This is a genomic window from Streptomyces roseifaciens, from assembly GCF_001445655.1.
Taxonomy (GTDB): domain Bacteria; phylum Actinomycetota; class Actinomycetes; order Streptomycetales; family Streptomycetaceae; genus Streptomyces; species Streptomyces aureoversilis.
Map to the genome: position 1 here is coordinate 1,608,038 of NZ_LNBE01000003.1, position 16,556 is coordinate 1,624,593.

Annotated in this window: 15 protein-coding genes; 10 read left to right on the forward strand and 5 right to left on the reverse strand. The window is 73.0% G+C overall.

All coding sequences use genetic code 11. The features are described from left to right. Positions 1–3 precede the first annotated feature (3 nt). Positions 4–792, reverse strand: coding sequence for a hypothetical protein (locus AS857_RS12710; RefSeq protein ID WP_058043213.1), 789 nt, complete (start codon positions 790–792; stop codon positions 4–6). A gap of 583 nt (positions 793–1,375) precedes the next feature. Here AS857_RS12710 and rpmF point away from each other — a divergent pair. Both rpmF and AS857_RS12720 read left to right on the forward strand, forming a co-directional pair. Beyond that, on the forward strand, positions 1,376–1,546 hold the full coding sequence (gene rpmF / locus AS857_RS12715) for a 50S ribosomal protein L32 (protein ID WP_058043214.1): 171 nt from the start codon (positions 1,376–1,378) through the stop codon (positions 1,544–1,546). Positions 1,547–1,551: 5 nt separating this feature from the next. After that, complete coding sequence (locus AS857_RS12720) at positions 1,552–2,733, forward strand: GTP-binding protein (protein ID WP_107105567.1); 1,182 nt, start codon at positions 1,552–1,554, stop codon at positions 2,731–2,733. Positions 2,734–3,147: 414 nt separating this feature from the next. On the opposite strand, the gene AS857_RS12725 is transcribed toward AS857_RS12720, so the two are convergent. Then, a complete protein-coding gene (locus AS857_RS12725; RefSeq protein ID WP_058043215.1) occupies positions 3,148–3,996 on the reverse strand; it encodes a DUF4097 family beta strand repeat-containing protein in 849 nt (282 codons plus the stop codon). 52 nt (positions 3,997–4,048) lie between these two features. Continuing rightward, positions 4,049–4,597 carry a hypothetical protein gene (locus AS857_RS12730; protein WP_058043216.1) on the reverse strand — a complete coding sequence of 183 codons (549 nt, stop codon included), beginning with the start codon at positions 4,595–4,597 and terminating at the stop codon, positions 4,049–4,051. Between the two features lie 473 nt (positions 4,598–5,070). On the opposite strand from AS857_RS12730, the gene AS857_RS12735 reads away from it, so the two are divergent. The 8 genes from AS857_RS12735 to AS857_RS12770 all read left to right on the forward strand — a co-directional run bounded on the left by AS857_RS12735 (position 5,071) and on the right by AS857_RS12770 (position 14,839). Next, positions 5,071–5,568 carry a YybH family protein gene (locus AS857_RS12735; RefSeq protein WP_058043217.1) on the forward strand — a complete coding sequence of 166 codons (498 nt, stop codon included), beginning with the start codon at positions 5,071–5,073 and terminating at the stop codon, positions 5,566–5,568. Between the two features lie 136 nt (positions 5,569–5,704). Next, the gene (locus tag AS857_RS12740) at positions 5,705–7,081 is read left to right on the forward strand and encodes a radical SAM protein (RefSeq protein ID WP_058043218.1); all 1,377 of its coding nucleotides are present in this window, start codon (positions 5,705–5,707) and stop codon (positions 7,079–7,081) included. Continuing rightward, positions 7,078–9,123, forward strand: coding sequence for a B12-binding domain-containing radical SAM protein (locus tag AS857_RS12745; protein WP_079110280.1), 2,046 nt, complete (start codon positions 7,078–7,080; stop codon positions 9,121–9,123). The genes AS857_RS12740 and AS857_RS12745 overlap by 4 nt, the downstream gene beginning before the upstream one ends. Next, on the forward strand, positions 9,113–10,318 hold the full coding sequence (locus AS857_RS12750; protein ID WP_058043220.1) for a metallopeptidase TldD-related protein: 1,206 nt from the start codon (positions 9,113–9,115) through the stop codon (positions 10,316–10,318). The genes AS857_RS12745 and AS857_RS12750 overlap by 11 nt, the downstream gene beginning before the upstream one ends. Further along, entirely contained in the window at positions 10,315–11,307 is a 993-nt protein-coding gene (locus AS857_RS12755; protein ID WP_144440796.1) for a hypothetical protein, read from the forward strand. The genes AS857_RS12750 and AS857_RS12755 overlap by 4 nt, the downstream gene beginning before the upstream one ends. Positions 11,308–11,348: 41 nt before the next feature. Further along, on the forward strand, positions 11,349–12,365 hold the full coding sequence (locus AS857_RS38830) for a fatty acid desaturase family protein (protein ID WP_058043222.1): 1,017 nt from the start codon (positions 11,349–11,351) through the stop codon (positions 12,363–12,365). A gap of 45 nt (positions 12,366–12,410) precedes the next feature. Further along, positions 12,411–13,478: an amidinotransferase gene (locus AS857_RS38835; protein ID WP_058043223.1), complete on the forward strand. Its 1,068-nt coding sequence runs from the start codon at positions 12,411–12,413 to the stop codon at positions 13,476–13,478. Continuing rightward, entirely contained in the window at positions 13,478–14,839 is a 1,362-nt protein-coding gene (locus tag AS857_RS12770; protein WP_058043224.1) for an alanine racemase, read from the forward strand. Before AS857_RS38835 ends, AS857_RS12770 begins: the two co-directional genes overlap by 1 nt. Here AS857_RS12770 and AS857_RS12775 read toward each other — a convergent pair. Both AS857_RS12775 and AS857_RS12780 read right to left on the reverse strand, forming a co-directional pair. Then, the gene (locus AS857_RS12775) at positions 14,755–16,008 is read right to left on the reverse strand and encodes an MFS transporter (protein WP_058043225.1); all 1,254 of its coding nucleotides are present in this window, start codon (positions 16,006–16,008) and stop codon (positions 14,755–14,757) included. The two genes, AS857_RS12770 and AS857_RS12775, sit on opposite strands and share 85 nt — an antisense overlap. Beyond that, complete coding sequence (locus AS857_RS12780) at positions 16,005–16,505, reverse strand: methylated-DNA--[protein]-cysteine S-methyltransferase (protein WP_058044108.1); 501 nt, start codon at positions 16,503–16,505, stop codon at positions 16,005–16,007. Before AS857_RS12780 ends, AS857_RS12775 begins: the two co-directional genes overlap by 4 nt. Positions 16,506–16,556: the final 51 nt, after the last annotated feature.

A 16,556-nucleotide genomic window follows, 5' to 3' on the forward strand; every position in this document is an offset into this window, starting at 1 on the left:
CTCCTACGGGAGGTCGGCCGGGGGGCGCGGCCCAGCAGCGCCTGGTCGAAGAGCGCGCCGCCGCTGCTGCGCAGGCTCCCCGCGCCGTCCCAGACCGCGAGCCCGAGGTCGCCGGACGTGGCGACCCACGACCCGTCCGGCGCCACCGCGAAGTTGTTCAGCCCCGTGTTGCACGTCGAAGCCCTGCACGGCGAACCCGCCCGCCACGGCCGTGGGGGCGAAGCCGAAGAAGTGCCCGGCCTTCTGCCGCCGGCTCGTCCGGCCGGTGGCCAGGTCGATGCCGTACAGGTTGTGGTCCCAGTTGAACGCGGTGAGCGCGGTGAGCGCGGTGAGCGCGGTGAGCGCGGCGGTCCGGCCGTCGGACGACACCGCGATGTCGCGCACGTGCGGGCCGAAGGACTCCTCGGGCGCGGACGGCAGCGGCCCGTGCACCAGCGGCACGACGGTGCACAGACGCGCGGGCACGCTGCGCAGGTCCGCGGTGAACTCGCCGCCGAGCCGCCCGAGGCCGTGCACCGCCACCACGCCACGGGGATTCAGCCGGAGCACCCGCAGCTTGTACCGGTCGATGCCGTAGAAGTCCCCGGACTCGCCCGCCTCGACCGCCGAAGGAGCGGCATAGCCGTCCGCGTCGTGGCCCAGGGGCGCGAACCCGGCGTCCCAGAAGGCGATGCGGTGCGCAAAGTGCGCCTCCGCGGTGGTGATCACGCCTGCCGCATTGGCCGTGACGGCCGGCACCGCGTACCCGACCCGGCCCGCGCGCGGCGCCGAGCCGTCCCGGGCGGTGCGCAACGCGCACCCGTTGCCACATCGAACTTCGGGTCGTATCGGGAGATGGTTTGCTCCAGAATCCTCACGATTGGCACCTTCTTTTCCAAAAAGGCCCGATGTGGCGCTCTCAGGCTCCCGGCAGGGGAGCGGCCGGCGCAATGGTCGGTGCGATGACAGGCGTGCGGTGCGATGAGAGGCATGCGATGCGACGACAGGCATGCGGTGTGATTGCGGCAAGGTTCGGCCGGACCGTGCACCCCTCTTGTCGCCGGACCCCGCCGGGTGTTCGCTGGAACGAGGTAACCGCGCGTCGAAGGAGGACAGCCGGCCATGACCCTTCACGAGCCCGCCCCGGCGAACAGTGCCGACTGCACATGCGGACCGGGCTGCTCATGCTCATGTGCCTGCCACGGATGAGGTAGGCCGCCGGATGCGGAGGTAGCGCGCATCCGGATGACACAGGGGCCGGCCGGCGGATGCCGACCGGCCCTTCGGCATGGGCAGGCCCGCCGATCGTCAGGGGTCCGCGGCCCAGTCAATTGGTAATGGGATCCATTTTCATATAGCGTCGGTTCCGCACCGACCGGAGAGGATTCCGAAACCCATGGCCGTACCCAAGCGGAAGATGTCCCGCAGCAACACCCGCCACCGCCGCGCCCAGTGGAAGGCGGCCGCGCCGCACCTCGTGCCGGTCACCGTCGACGGCGTCGCCCACCTGGTGCCGCAGCGCCTGGTCAAGGCCTACGAGCGCGGCCTGCTGCGCCCCGAAGGCTGACGGGCGTGCGCGGCCGGCTGCCGGTCACCGTCCTGTCCGGCTTCCTCGGGGCGGGCAAGACCACCCTGCTCAACCACGTGCTGAGCAACCGCGAGGGCCTGCGCGTCGCGGTCATCGTCAACGACATGAGCGAGGTCAACATCGACGCCGCGCTCGTGCGCGGCGGCGAGGCCGCCCTGTCGCGCACCGAGGAACGGCTGGTCGAGATGACCAACGGGTGCATCTGCTGCACCCTGCGCGACGACCTGCTGGAGGAGGTCGGCCGGCTCGCCCGCGAGGACCGCTTCGACCACCTCCTCATCGAGTCCAGCGGCATCTCCGAACCGATGCCCGTGGCGGCGACCTTCGCCTTCCCCCGCGACGACGGCGCCACGCTGGGCGACCTGGCGCGCCTCGACACCATGGTCACCGTCGTCGACGCGGCCAACTTCCTGCCGGAGCTGGAAGGAGGGGACGGGCTCGCCGAGCGCGGCCTCGACCAGTACGAGGACGACGAGCGCACCGTCAGCGACCTGCTGATGGACCAGATCGAATTCGCCGACGTCATCGTGCTCAACAAGCTCGACCTCGTCGACGCGGAGAGCGCCGAACGGCTGCGGGCCGCCCTCGCCCGGCTCAACCCGCCCGCCCGGATCGTGACCGCCACCCGCGGGCGCGTGGCCCTCGGCGACGTGCTCGGGACCGGGCTGTTCGACCTGGAGCGGGCGCAGCAGGCCCCGGGCTGGGTCATGGAGCTCAACGGGGACCACGTCCCGGAGACGGAGGAGTACGGCATCTCCAGCACGGTCTTCCGCTCGGACGCCGCGTTCCACCCCGGCCGCCTGTGGGAGTTCGTCACCGAAGGCCTCGACAGCGGGGCCTACGGCCGGATCCTGCGCTCCAAGGGCTTCTTCCGGCTGGCGAGCCGTCCCCGGGCGACCGGCCTGTGGTCCCAGGCCGGCTCCGTCGCCCGCTTCGAGCCCTCCGGGGTGCGGGACGCGGACAGCGCACAGGGCCAGGAGCTGGTCTTCATCGGCACCGGCCTGCGCAGCGAGGAGCTCCGGGCCGCCCTGGCCGGCTGCCTCGTGCAGGCCGGCGAAGGGCCCCCGGCCACCGACCCGTTCCCCGCGTGGGACACCTACGGGATCGACGACGCCTGCGAGCACGAGCAGGAGCACGAGCGCTCCGCACTCGTACCGCAGGGCTGAGGCCTCCGGGCCGGGCAGTGGTCGCAGCCACGGCACTGCCCGGCCCGGTACGTTCCGCCCGGCCGCGCTCCGGGTCCGCAGCCTGCGGCCGTCCACAGCCTGCGGCCGTCCATGGGATGATCATGCTCATGTGGAACCGCAGGGGCGCGTGCAGGCGCTGTGGAAGGGACGGCCGCTTCCGGCGGCGTACGTGCCAGCCTTGCCGGCGTTCGGACCGGGCCGAGATGGCCGTCGACGCCGCGGACACCGCGATCGAGATCGGTGCCCTGGGCTGGGTGTGGCGCGGCATACGGATCGTGGTGCGGGCCCTGACCGACTGAGGGCGGAAGCGGGGCGGAGGCTCTCCGCACGCCGAGCCGGGCGTGAGCCGCCCAGGTCGTCCGGCGAGGGTCCGGCGCCGGAACCCCGTCCCCGTCAGGCGCCCCCGGCCCGGCGGACCGTCACGTCGCCGACCGACGTGGTGGCGTACACCTCCGCCGTCTCCTCGGACCGTCCGGGTCCGTCGGAGGCCGTCAGGAGGTTGTGCACGTTGCCGAACTTCGTCCGGACGTCGAGCCGCGCGGCCGTGCCGGGGCGGATGCCGATCTCGATCTGACCGCTCGACGTGGCGAGCACGGTCGAGCCGCGCACGACCTCGCCGACGCGGATGTCCCCGTGAGCGGTCTTGGCCTCCAGGGCCGCGTGCGCCGTGCCGACGGAGACGCTGCCGCTGGCCGACCGCACCCGCAGGTCCCCTGCCGCCTCGCCGACCCGGCTGTCGCCGTTGGAGTTCTTGATCACTGCCGGCCCCGCCAGTTCGCCGGCCCGGACCGCGCCGGTCCCGGTCGTGATCGCGGCGGCGCCGTGCACCCGGTCCGCCGTGACGTCGCCCAGGGAGGTGGTGGCGGTGAGCGGGCCGGTCTCCTGGACCCGGATGTCGCCCGCCGACGTCTTGATCCGGCACTCGCCCAGTCGTCCGCTGCAGCGGAAGGCGGTCATCTGCCCCGTGCCCTCGACCGCCGAGCCCGACGGCAGGCCGATCGTCACGTCGACGGATCCGGTCTTGCCGAAGAAGGCGCGCGACCTCGGGCCCTTGACGAGCAGCCGGCCCGCCTCGTACTCGACGCGGGTGTCCTCGGCGGCCTTCGCGTCCGCCGTGCTGCCCGGATCGCTCGGGCGCACCTCGACGACCGTGTCGGTGCGCTCGTCCGCCTGGAGGCGGACGTCCCCGACCTGGAGGTCGACGGAGACGGAGATGGGCTGCGGCGTCTCGAAAACAGGCATGGTGTTGTCCCCGCTGGTCGGAAGGGTGGCGATGCTCCGGTACCGGCCGGGGTCAGGTCACCCAGCCCGTGTAGTGCTGACCACCCCGCGGCGCGCGCCGTTCGGGGCGCCGGGCCTGCTCGTCGAAGTCGAGCATCGCGGACACGGCCCGGACCAGCCAGGCGTTGACCGACAGGCCCTCGCGCCCGGCGGCCTCCTCGATCCGCGCCTTCAGGTGCTCGGGCGGCCGGAAGTTGATGCGGGACGTGGCGCCGTCCTCCCCGCCCGACGGCACCGGCAGCGGGGCGGGCAGCGAGGGCACCGCACCGGCGTGCGGGTGCTCGAAGCCGCCCTCGGCCTCACCGGGGCCGTGGTCGGCGGGGGGAAGGGTGACGACGAAGCTCGGGTCGAGCCCGCGCAGCCGGACCTCGACCGAGCCCGGCGCCAGATCGCTGGTGATCTCGTCCGCGGCGGCGGACAGGGCGTCGAGCAGCACGAGCCGGACGGCGGAGGAGAGCGGCGCGACGAGGCGCTCGGCGACCTCGCGGGTCTCCGTGTCGCCCGCCTCGGCTGCGACCAGGAGTTCCTGGCGCAGATTGTCGACATACCGCATGAGTTCCATGGCGCCATCCTCACACCGCCGTGGCGCCATGTGCAAGCCGCCCGGCCTGCGGCCCGGGCCCGGTCGGGGCCGGTCGAATCGACTGTGACGCCAGGCCCGTGCCGTCATGGTGCGGGAGCCCCGGGGCCGGCAGTCCTGTATTCGGAACGGGACTCCCGAATTCACATCCGGCTCGAATAACGGATTCCGCGCCGAAAACCGCTGATCCGGTCCGTGGTCAGACCCCCCAACTGGACACTTTTATGCGGGAGTTCGTGGGTATTGACAGCCAACTCACCCTGGATGATAGTCGGGTACCAGCGAACAAGCGAGCGACTGGGTGAGCCTTGCGATCTGGTGCAAGGGCGAGATGAGAAATTCTCCGCAGGTACCCTCCCTCAGCCTCCGCTGGGGGTGCTCCCGCACGACGTCCCTTTCCGGTCCCTCATGCAGTCGACGCAGCCGGAGCAGCCGAAAAACAAGGGAATCGCTCAATGACCATAGATTTCGTGCCCACGGTGACCGCGGGCGCCATCACCAGGGAAGCCGTCCAGCAGCTCCTCGAGGAGTACCGGTCGGCATATGACCGCAGCGACCAGGGGTACTTCGACCTGTTCGCCCCCGACGCCACCTTCTTCATTCTGTCGTCGCCCACCCGCATCGACAGCCGTGAGGAATTCCAGCGGGTGTTCACCCTCGCCGCCGGCACGGCCCGGCGCAGCCAGCTGCTCTCGCCCGAGATCAGGATCCTCGGCGACACGGCCCTCGTCAGCCTGCACTGCCGGGTGGCCCTCGGCGAGGAACAGCAGTACCTGCGCGAGACCCTCGTGGTGACCCGCGGGGCGCGCGGCGACCTGCGCATCGCCCACCTGCACGTCTCGCCCCAGGACATGCCGTCCGTACCCGACTCGCCCGAGCGCGCCGTCGAGGAGATCTCCGTCATCGAAGAGCGCACGGCCACCACGGCCAGCACCGTCGGTACCCCCAAGTAGCAGCGGGGAACCGGAGCACCCGACGACCGCCGGGGCTCTCGTGCTCACCGGCGAGGGCCCCGGCGGTTCACGTCCGTCCCGCACGCGTCCCGCGCGCGAGGGAGACGGACGACGACGGAGACGATGGAGGGGTACGTTGCTGCAGCACGTGTCGTCCTGCACGCCCGAATACGCCCGGCGGCTGCCGCCGAGGACACGGCCGGTCATCCGGTACCGCCGGGAGGACTTCGGCTGGCTGGCCGCATTCCCGGACGGTTCGGTGGCCATGTACGACGAGGGCGCCGAAGCCCTGCTGCGCGCGGGCGAACCACCCGAACGATGCACGGCCCACCTCGTCGAAAGACTCTCCGTGGAGACGGATTTCCATTTCCGTGCGCCCGCCATGGTGTGGCTGGAGATCACCCGCTCCTGCAATCTGCGCTGCCCGCACTGCTTCGTCGAGGGCGGCCGGGCGCGCAGCTCCGAATTGCCCACCGAGCTCATCATGCGGCTGCTCGACGAATGGGCGGCCATGGGCGTCTTCTCGCTGATCGTGACCGGCGGCGAACCCACCATGCACCCCGATTTCTGCGAGATCGTGCAGCGCGCGTACGACCTGGGATTCGTCATCGGCATCGCCACGAACGGCACGACGCTCAGCGAACGCATCCTCTCCCGCATACCGCAGGACGACGTCATCATCAGCATGAGCATCGACGGCCTGCACGGACAGGGGAAATACCGCAACGAAGGCGAGTTCGCCTACGTCACCCGCCGGCTCGCCGAACTCCGGGACCGCGGATTCAACACCAGCATCATGACCACCACGACCCATGAGAACGTCGACGACCTCCCCGTCATCATCGACTGGGCGAAGGAGAACGACGTCAGCCTGCGCAGCGTGCCGTTCATCCCGATGGGCCGCGGCGCCCTCCACAAGGACCTCGCCAGTTCGATGCACGACGTCGAGCGCACCGCCCGGTTCTGGATCGACGAGGAGGAGTGGGGCCGGGAGAAGGACCGCACCCTCGGCCTGTGCGCGGGCAAGGTGCTCGACTTCCTCTACACCATGGTCTTCGCCACGCGCCGTTGCATGAGCGGACGCGGCGTCTGCTACGTGAACTCCGCCGGGGACGTCTTCCCCTGCAGCACCTGCGCCGGGAACAAGGTGCTGTGCGGCGGGAACGTCCAGCTCACCCCGTTCGCCGGCATCTGGGGGAGCGAGGACTGGCTCGTCCGGAAGATCACCTGGGACAACTACCGCGACACCTGCGAAGGCTGCCCCATCAACGACGACAAGTACTTCTGCACCGGGCGCTGCCCGAGCCAGTCCAGCATCCTCAACGGCACCTTCGACGGCTGCGGCACCAGCGACTTCCAGCTGCAGAGCATCCTGCGCCGGGAAGAGCTCTTCCGCGAACGCATCATGGCCGAGCCGCGCGTCGAACTGCGCCGCGGCGAAGGGGCCGGGCCCGGCGCCCGGGACGCGGCCCCGGCCCAGGCCCGCAGCACCGTGCCCGGGGAGCGCTCATGATGAAGGTCGCGCTCGCCACGAGCCCGCACCTCAACCACGGCGGGATGTCCCTGCGGACCCGGCCCGGCGACCCGCCGCCCATGCAGAACTTCGTCCCCGTCGGCCTGCTGTCCCTCAAGGCCGCCGCCGACTCCGCCGGAGCGCCCGCCGCGATCGAGGTCGTCGAGACCAACCAGCTGCTGCTCGACGGCGCCGTCCCCAACGACGACGCCCTCTACGACAGCCTCGCCCAGTCCGTGCTCGCGGCCGGCGACTCCCTGGTCGGCCTGATGACCGACGCGGACTCGCTCGTCCACACCGTCCTGCTCGGGCAGGCCCTGCGCAGGCGCTCCCCGGACACCCGGATCTGCCTCGGCGGCCCGGCCGTCACCCCCATCAGCGCCGAGTTCCTCCAGCGCTTCCCCTGGGCCGACTTCATCGTGCGGGGCGAGGGCGAGGCGACCTTCAACGAGCTCCTGGAGACGCTGCACGCGGGCGAGGACCCCTCGGGGATCCGCGGCCTCACCCACCGCAAGGGCGGCGAGGCCGTCGTCAACGCCGAACGGCCGCTGTTCCAGGACCTCGCCGACCTGCCCTGGCCCGCCTACTACGCCTACGACATGTCCAAGGGCGCCCGGCTGTACCTGGACGTCGGCCGCGGCTGCCCCTTCCGCTGCTCCTTCTGCGCCACCGCACCCTTCTGGGAGCGCAAGTTCCGCATGCGGCCCATCGACGACATCATCCGGCAGCTGGAGTACGTCCGCGACGTGTTCGGCCGCACCAGCGTGAACTTCTCGCACGACATCTTCACCTGCGACCGCCCCTGGGCCCACAAGTTCTGCGACGCCCTGATCGACCGCGACCTCGGGGTCACCTGGGGCTGCAGCACCAGGACCGACCTCATCGACGCCGAACTCCTCGACAAGATGGGCGCGGCGGGCTGCGAGGAGATCTACTACGGCATCGAGAGCGGCTCGCCGAAGATGCAGCGCTGGATCAAGAAGAACCTCGACCTCGAACGGTCCCTGGAGGTCGTCAGGGCGACGAAGGCCGCGGGCATCCGCCCCGTGACCGGCTTCATCGTCGGCTACCCGACCGAGACCCGCGAGACCATGTCCGAGACCCTCACCCGCTTCTTCCAGTTCCTGGAGGAGGGCCAGGGCCGCAGCCAGCTGTTCACGCTCGTCCCGCTGCACCAGTCGCCCATGTACAAGCAGTACGCGCCCACCCTCAACCGCCCCGCCGAGTACTACGACATCCCCGTCACCGACCGGCTCATGGGACGCATCCAGCAGTACCGGCGCGAGCACAAGGACATGTTCTGCACCGACTACCGCTTCGCGTGCCCCGACGTGGGCGACGCGCTGATCGACGCGGCCGAGGAGCTCTCCGGCCACGTCGTCGTCCTCGCGTCCCTGTGGCCGCGGCTCCTGCCGTACTACGACTCGCCCATGGACTGGTACGAGCGCTGGGTGGCCTGGATAGAGGAGTACAACGCCGAGCACTCGCCGGGGACCCGCTTCCGCCACCAGAGCGAGGCACGGGACCTGCTGGTCTTCGCCCAGGAGGAGACCGTCCGGCTCGGCATCGAGGACTCGCCGGCCGCGTCCCTCGTGCGCTACGAGATGATGCGGCTGGCCGCGGCCGACCTGCCCGAGCCGCCCCCGCGCCCCGCCGCACCCAACGTCGGCCCCGAATCCGCCCTCCGCGCCGGGGACTTCCTCAGCGCCGAGTTCCCGCACGACCTGCACCGGATGCTGCGCGGCCCGGCGGACGCACCCGCGGCCCAGGAGGGTACGGGCGCCAACGGCAGCAGCTACGTGGTCACCCGCAAGAGCGCCCACGACCGGATCGAGACCATCCAGCTGGGCCGCAGCGCGCGCGACCTGCTGGAGCGCGCCGACGGCCGGCGTACCGCGCGGCAGCTCGTCGCCGAGGTCTTCCCCGAGGACTCCGGCGACCCGGACACCACGCTCCGCCGCGGCCTGGAGCTGGTCCGCTCGCTGGCCGGGATGGGCCTGCTGCTGGAGGCGCCGGTCAACGGCGGCACCGATGCCCGCTGACGCCCCGGCGGGGGAGGCCGTCGCCTGCGAAGCGGCCGTCGGCGGCGTGGTGACGGCCGGCCCCCGCGGGACGTCGGCCCACCTCCTGGCCACCCGCATGGGCCGCCACGACCGGGGCCCGGGCCGCGGCACGTGCATCTTCTCCGGCGATCCGCCCGGCCCGTGGCGCATCGACCTCCCCGAGCCGGAGCCGCCGGAGGACCACGGCGAGGTCCTGGCCGCCCTCACCGCCCTCCGCGACCGCTTCGGGGGCCGCGCCGCCCTGCAGTTCTCGCAGGTCTCCTCGGTCCGGGTCGTCGCGGGGACGGCCCACGGCACCGGCGCCCCCCAGGCGCGCCGCGTCTGGTCGCTGACCGGCGACCTGATCACACCCGGCGGGCACGAGGTCCCCGTCGGGCGCAGCGGCCGCGGCCCGGCGCTGCCCCGGCTCACCGACCCGGCGTGGTGCGAGTCCGCCGCCGGGCTGCTGGCCGCCGTCGACGCGGCCCGCGACGCGGAGCCGGGGGAGTGCGCGGCGGTGCTCATGCCCCAGGCCGCGGGCGTCCTGCTGCACGAGGCGGCGGGCCACTTCGCCGAGGCGTCCCCCGGCGGCACGCCCGCCCTCGCCCACCGGCTCGGCTGCCGCGTGGCCGGCGAGCTGATCACCCTGGACGACGACCCCCTCGCCGAGGGCGGGCCGGCCCACTACGACACCGACGACGAAGGCGTCGTCTGCCTCGGCCGGCAGCGGATCGTGCACGAGGGCAGGCTCGTGCGCCAGCTGCACAGTCTCTCCAGCGCCGCCGCCGAGGCGGCGATGCCCACCGCCAACAGCCGCGCCGCGTCGGTGCTGCACCGGCCGCTGCCCCGCATGTCGAACGTCGTCTGCCGGCCCGGCGACGCCGGGACCGACGCGCTCGTCGAGAACGCCGGCCACGGGCTCCTCGTCCACCGCCTCGCGGACGGCATCCGCACCGGCGCCACCCTCGAAGCCCGTCTGGTGCTCGGCGAGCGGATCCGCTCCGGCCGCCGCACGGGCGAGTACGTCCGCGGCCGCCTGCGCGAGCGCGCCGACGTCCTCACCCGCGTCGTGGAGACGGGCGCGCACACCGAGTTCGGCGACAACGCCCTGTGCGGGAAGGACGGCCAGCTGCTGTTCGACGTCGGCATGTGCGCGCCGGCCCTCCGGCTCTCCCGCCTGCGGTGCACGCCGTGAGCCCCGCCGTCACCATCGCCCGCGGCCACGACATCGTGCGCCTGGACGCCGACGCGGGCGAGACCCGCACCCGGCTGGCCATGACCGCCGTCTCCGACGAGCCCGGCACCTGGCGGCTGTCGTCGACCGGGGCGGCCCGCACCGGCGAGGAGCCGGGCCGCCGCGCCCGGGCCGTCCACCGCGCGCTCCGCGACCGCGCCGCACCCGCGCTCGGCGAGGACGGCCTGCTCGTGGAGACCGGCCGCATCACCACCGACGTCATGTGCGACGGCAGCCGCGTGGCCCTGTCCACGCGTACGTACCTCCTCGTCCGCGACCGCGACCGCGTGCTCCACCTCAAGGACGGGACGGGCCCGCCCCGATCCCTGCCCTGGACGTCCGCCGCGGGCCCCGGCGACATCCGCCCCGGCGACCCCGTCGTCCTCGGCCCCGCCGCGCTGCTGGCGCTGACCGCCGCCGCACAGGAGGAGGACGGCACGGCCGGCGGGCCCGGCAGCGGATGCTCCTCGCCCTACCCGCCGCACGACTTCCCCCTCCGCGGGCTCGTCACCGCGACCGGCCGACGGCAGGCCGACCTCTGCCGGGCGTGCGAGCTGCTGGCAGAGCCGGACCGCTGGCTGGTGCCGCACGGCACCTTCGGCACCGGCACCCGCCCCCCGGCCGCACCGGGCGGACGCCTTCCCCGTACGGCTTTCCCCGGACGCGCCCTCGTCCTCGACTCCCTCACCTCCTGCGGCCGCTCCGCCGACGGCCGTCCCGAATGGCTCGCGGCGTACTGCCTGGTGGACGGCGCGGAGGAGGCCCGGGGGAGGGGGCTCCTGTGGGTGAGGGGCGCGCCCGCCGCGCTCCTGGAGGAGGCCGGGGGCGCCTGTTCCCCGGCCCGCCCGGCACTCGCCCGCGACCCGATCGGCCGGGAGTCCTACGCGCAGGCCCCCTGCATGACCACGGCACTGACGGCCGGCCGGCTGATCGTCCCTGCGCATCCGTAGCCCGCGGAGCGCCCGCACCCCTTGCAGAAGGAGGAACAGCCATGTCCCGCACGGCTCCCCACGAAGGGGAACAGCTCAACCTCGACGGCTCCCACGACGTGGCCCTGGCGCCGGTCCGCGGCGCCGACACCCGGCGCGGCCTGCCGATGTCGTACTTCGAACGCCGCCCGCGGCGCTTCATGGCCAAGATCGCCGTCGCCTTCGCCGTGATCGTGGTCTGCTGGACGGCCCTGCTCGAATTCCGCAACCCCGTCACCTGCGTCGCCGCCGTCCTCGTCCTCGGCGTGACGTACGCCTACCTGGTGGAGCTCCAGCACGAGTGCCTCCACGAGCACGCCTTCCACGCCCGGTGGGCGAACCGGACCTGGGGCTTCGTCTGCGGGGTGTTCATGTTCAGCTCGTACTCCCACTACAAGTACGAGCACCTCCGCCACCACGCCTTCCTCGGCACCCCCCGCAACCAGGAGTTCTTCAACTACCGCTTCCACGGCCTCGACAGCGTGCACGGCTTCGCCCTCGCCGCCTTCCACCCCGGCCGCTACGCCGACGTCCTGCGCAACCTGGGCCGCGGTGCCGCCCGGCGCCCCATCCCCGGCGTCGAGCGGCCGCGCGCCGGACGGGCCGTCCAGAACGAGTACGCCCTGCTGCTCGTCCTGCTGGCCGGTGCGGTCGCGGCCGGCGTGCTGACCCGCGACTGGTTCGTCGTCCTGGCATGGTTCGCCCCCGCCCTCCTCGTGAGCGAGGCGGCACACTTCCTGATCGAGATGCCCGAGCACTTCGGTCTGAACACCCAGACCGACGACAACGTCCTGAGCAACACCCGGACCATCCACGCCTCGCGCTTCGTCCGCTGGCTCACCAACTACAACAACCTGCACACCGCGCACCACTACCACCAGGGCGTCCCCATGGTGAACGTGCCGCAGCTGCACGCCGCCATGCAGGAGAAGATCCTCGTCACCGAAACCTCGTACTGGAGCTTCTACCGCAAGGTCCTCAAGGGGGAGATCGCCTACCAGGGCGGCCGCGAGAGCGACGAGAACTGCATGACCCGCTAGGCCCGCCCTCGTCGTCCCGCCGCTCCTCACGGAAGGAAGCCCCTCATGCCCGTGGTCTCCTCGCACAACGAATGGGACCCGCTGGAGGAAGTCGTCGTCGGCAGGGTCGACGGCGCGATGACGTCGTCGTGGGAGGTGCTCGACCGTATCTCCGTACCGCCCGCCGCACAGGAGCACCTCGGCGTCTCCGCCGGCACCCGGATGCCCCAGGAGGTGGTGGAGGAAGCCGAGCGCGGCCTGGAGGAGCTCATCGGCATCCTCCACGACGCCCACGTCACCGTGCGCCGCCCCGACCCGCCCGACACCTCCGGCCCGTTCGCCACCCCCGCCTGGGCGGTCGCCAACGGCATCTCCGCCGCGAACCCGCGCGACCTCCTGCTCGTCGTCGGGGACGAGATCATCGAAGTGCCGATGGCCGACCGCAACCGGTACTTCGAGACCTGGCCCTACCGCGGCCTGCTCACCGAGTACTTCGAGCGCGGCGCCCGCTGGACCGCCGCCCCCAAGCCACGCCTCCTCGACGCGCAGTACCGCCCCGGCTACGAGATCCCGCCCCCGGACCAGGAGATGACGTACCTGGTCACCGAGGCCGAACCGGTCTTCGACGCGGCCGACGTGATGCGCTGCGGGCGGGACCTGTTCATGGAGCGCAGCCACGTCACCAACGCCCTCGGCCTGGAGTGGCTCCGCCGGCACCTCGGGCCGGGGTACCGCGTCCACGAGGTCGTCTCGCGCTACCCGCGGGCCATGCACATCGACACCTCCCTGCTGCCCCTGGCCCCCGGAAAGGTCCTGGTCAACCCCGAGTTCATCGACCCGGAAGGGCTTCCTTCCGTCTTCCGGTCCTGGGACGTGCTCATCCCCCCGGAGCCGGTCGTCACCCCCGTCATGCAGCGGGGGCTGATGAGCGCGTGGAGCAGCCTGAACGTGCTCATGCTCGACCCGGACCACGTGGTCGTCGAACGGTCCCAGACACCACTCATCAAGGCCTTCGAGCAGTGGGGGTTCGACCCCGTCCCCTGCACGTTCGAGCACTACACGGCCTTCGGCGGCGCCTTCCACTGCGCCACCCTGGACATCCGGCGCACCGGCCCCCTGGAGACGTACTTCTGATGGCCGCCACGCAGCCCGCCCCGGCCGTCCCCTGGCCCGCCCAGCAGTGGTCGCCGGGCACCGGCGCCCGCCCTGCCCTGCCCTCCTCGGCCCTGCCCGGCCCCGTCGTCCAGCGGCTGCGCCGGCTCGCGAAGGAGGCCGGGCCGGAGCCGCTGTGCGCGTACGTGCACGACCCGGCCGCGGCGGACCGCAGGGCGGCGCTGCTGCGCGCCCGGCTCCCGGACTGGGCGGAGGTCTTCTACGCCGTGAAGGCCAACTCCTTCCCGGCCGTGCTCGAAGCGCTCGCCCCCGGCGTCGACGGATTCGACGTCTCCTCCGAGGGCGAGGCCGGGGCGGCCCGCGCAGCCTCCGCGCGGGCCCTGATCGCCACCGGCCCCGGCAAGACCGACGCCATGCTGATGGCCCTCGCCCGGACGGGCGTGGACTTCGTCAGCGCCGAGAGCACCCTCGAACTCCACCGGATCGCCGCCGCGGCGGACCGGGCCGGCCGCCGCATCCCGGTCGTGCTCCGCGTCAACGCGGCCACCGGACCGCTGCAGGGCGCGCTGTGCATGGACGGCCACGCCACCCAGTTCGGCATCGGCGAGGACGCACTGCCGGAGGCGGCCGCCGTCGCCCGCGCCCTGCCCGGACTCGACCTCGTCGGCTACCACTTCCACGTGGTGTCCAACAACCTCGACGCCGACGCCCACGCCGCCCACGTGCAGGCACGGCTGCACTGGGCCGTACGGGCCGCCCGCGAGCACGGCTTCGCCCTGCGCGTGCTCGACGCGGGCGGCGGCCTCGGCGTCGCTCCGCGCGGCGGGGCACCCTTCGACCTCGGCAGGTTCGCCGCCCGGCTGCGCGCCGCCCCGCCCCCGCCCGGCGTCCGCGTGGTCCTCGAACCCGGGCGCTGGCTCGTGGCGGACAGCGGCTACTACGCGGCCCAGGTGACGGACGTGAAGGAGGTGGCCGGCAGCCGGTTCGCCGTCCTCGCCGGCGGCATCAACCACTTCATGCTGCCCGCCCTCCTGGAAGTCGCCCTCGACGCCGCCGTCGTGGACGTCGACCGCTGGCCGTACGCGTGCCCCCGCCCCGCCCTGACGGACACCACCATCTCCCTCGCCGGACCCCTGTGCACGCCCGAGGACATCCTCGCCCGCGGCATCCGGGTCGGCCGGCTGCGCGCCGGGGACCTCGTGGTCTTCCCCCTGGCGGGTGCCTACGGCTGGGAGTTCGCCCTGCGCGGCTTCCTGGGGCGCCGGCCGCCGGTGCACACGGTGGTGCGCGCGACGTCTCAGCCGGTGTCGGCCCGCTCCGGCACCGGCTCGGCGGCCGCGGCGGGCGCGGAGCCGTCGCCGGTGAAGGACAACAGCAGGTAGAGGCCCGGCAGCCCGGCGCAGCAGGCCATCGTCACGGCCGCGGCGGTGAGGTTGCCGCCGGACAGCAGCGGGGCGGCGATCACCGCGCCGAGCGGCGCCGTGCCCGTCATCAGCGTGCGCAGCCCGGCGAAGGCCCGCCCGTGCAGCTCCGGGGGGATGCGCCGCATCCGCAGCGACTGCGCCCATACGGTCATGGGCGCAGTCAGCAGGCCCACCGCGAAGAAGCCGGCGCCGACCACGAGTTCCAGCGGTGCGCCGAGCACGGCGAGGAAGGCGAGCGCGGCCCCCGTCTGGGCCAGCCCGATCAGCCGCACCGACGCGGGCCCGAGGCGGCCCCCGCCGGCCACCGCCGCGCCGAGGACCTCCCCGGCCGCCAGGGCCGCCGTCAGCGCGCCCAGGACCGGGGCGCCGCCGTGCAGCTCGTTCTTCGCCAGCCACGGCCCGACGACCAGGATCAGCATCCCGTCGGCGATGTTGAAGAGCATGAAGGCGACCGTCGTGGAGATGATCACCCGGTCGCGCGCGACGCCCTTCAGCGACGCCTTCGGCGCCTGCTTCCCCGCCTGCCGCCCCGCCCGCGAGGGCGGCGACAGTGGCCGGCGCACCGTCGCCACCAGCGCCGCGAAGACCAGATAGGACGCCGCGTCGAGGAGCAGCACCTGGGGGGCGCCGATCGCCCCCACCAGGACGCCGGCCGCCGCCGGGCCGACGACGGTCGCCACGCTGAAGCTCAGCGATTCGAGGGCGTTCGCGGTGTCGAGGTCGCGGTCCCCGACCAGCTGCGGGATCGCGGCGGGGAACCCGGCGAGCGGCACCATCTTGAGCAGGCCGTAGACCACCGCCACCAGGAACGGCAGCCACACCGGCACCCCGCCGGCGGCCGCCGCGAGGGGAACCGACGCCACGCACGCCGCCCGGAACACACTGTCCGCGATCAGCAGCGTCCGCTTGTCGAACCGGTCGAGCAGCGGCCCCACGAGCAGGCCGCCCACGACGACCGGCGCCGTGAAGCAGACCCCCAGCAGCCCCAGCCGTCCGGTGCCGCCCTCGTCGAGCACCAGCCACGCCAGCGCGAGGAACGTCATCCCGTCGCCGAGCAGCGACACGGACGCGCCCAGCCACAGCCGCCCGAAGTCCCCCGACCTCAGCACCCGCCAGTACGCGTTCACCGGCTGCCCGCACCCCTCTCGTGATCGAGCAGCCACCGCTTGACCGCGAGGCCGTAGTAATAGCCCCCGAGCGTGCCGTCCGAGCGGCGGACGCGGTGGCAGGGGACGACCAGCGGTACCAGGTTGTACGCGCACGCGGCGCCCGCGGCCCGCGCCGCACCCGGCTTCCCCGCGGACGCCGCCAGCTCCTGGTAGCTGACCGTCGTACCGGGCCGGACCCGGCGCATCTCCCGCCAGGCCGCCGTCCGGAAGCCGCTGCCGCTCTGCACGACGGGCAGCGCGTCGATCGCCTCGACCTCGCCGCCGAAGTAGGCGGCGAGCGCGGACGCGTACGGCTCGGGCACGTCCGCCGACACCGGCTCGCGGTCGCGCCACGGAGCGGGCAGCTCGGCCAGCAGGCCGTTCGGTTCAGCCGTGAACCCCGCGGCCAGGATTCCGCCCCCGACGGTCAGCAGGCTGAAGGGGCCGAGCGGTGTGGGCAGCGTCGAACTGCGCATGCCGTGAGCTTCCATCGATCTCCTCGGGGCTCCGCCGGATGTACGAATCGG

What these genes read in the sequence shown, in the direction of transcription:
- rpmF (WP_058043214.1), top strand. Translation starts at nt 1,376, where the DNA reads ATGGCCGTACCCAAGCGGAAGATGTCCCGCAGCAACACCCGCCACCGC.
- AS857_RS12725 (WP_058043215.1), bottom strand. Translation starts at nt 3,996, where the DNA reads ATGCCTGTTTTCGAGACGCCGCAGCCCATCTCCGTCTCCGTCGACCTC.
- AS857_RS12730 (WP_058043216.1), bottom strand. Translation starts at nt 4,597, where the DNA reads ATGGAACTCATGCGGTATGTCGACAATCTGCGCCAGGAACTCCTGGTC.
- AS857_RS12735 (WP_058043217.1), top strand. Translation starts at nt 5,071, where the DNA reads ATGACCATAGATTTCGTGCCCACGGTGACCGCGGGCGCCATCACCAGG.
- AS857_RS12745 (WP_079110280.1), top strand. Translation starts at nt 7,078, where the DNA reads ATGATGAAGGTCGCGCTCGCCACGAGCCCGCACCTCAACCACGGCGGG.
- AS857_RS12750 (WP_058043220.1), top strand. Translation starts at nt 9,113, where the DNA reads ATGCCCGCTGACGCCCCGGCGGGGGAGGCCGTCGCCTGCGAAGCGGCC.
- AS857_RS38830 (WP_058043222.1), top strand. Translation starts at nt 11,349, where the DNA reads ATGTCCCGCACGGCTCCCCACGAAGGGGAACAGCTCAACCTCGACGGC.
- AS857_RS38835 (WP_058043223.1), top strand. Translation starts at nt 12,411, where the DNA reads ATGCCCGTGGTCTCCTCGCACAACGAATGGGACCCGCTGGAGGAAGTC.
- AS857_RS12770 (WP_058043224.1), top strand. Translation starts at nt 13,478, where the DNA reads ATGGCCGCCACGCAGCCCGCCCCGGCCGTCCCCTGGCCCGCCCAGCAG.
- AS857_RS12780 (WP_058044108.1), bottom strand. Translation starts at nt 16,505, where the DNA reads ATGCGCAGTTCGACGCTGCCCACACCGCTCGGCCCCTTCAGCCTGCTG.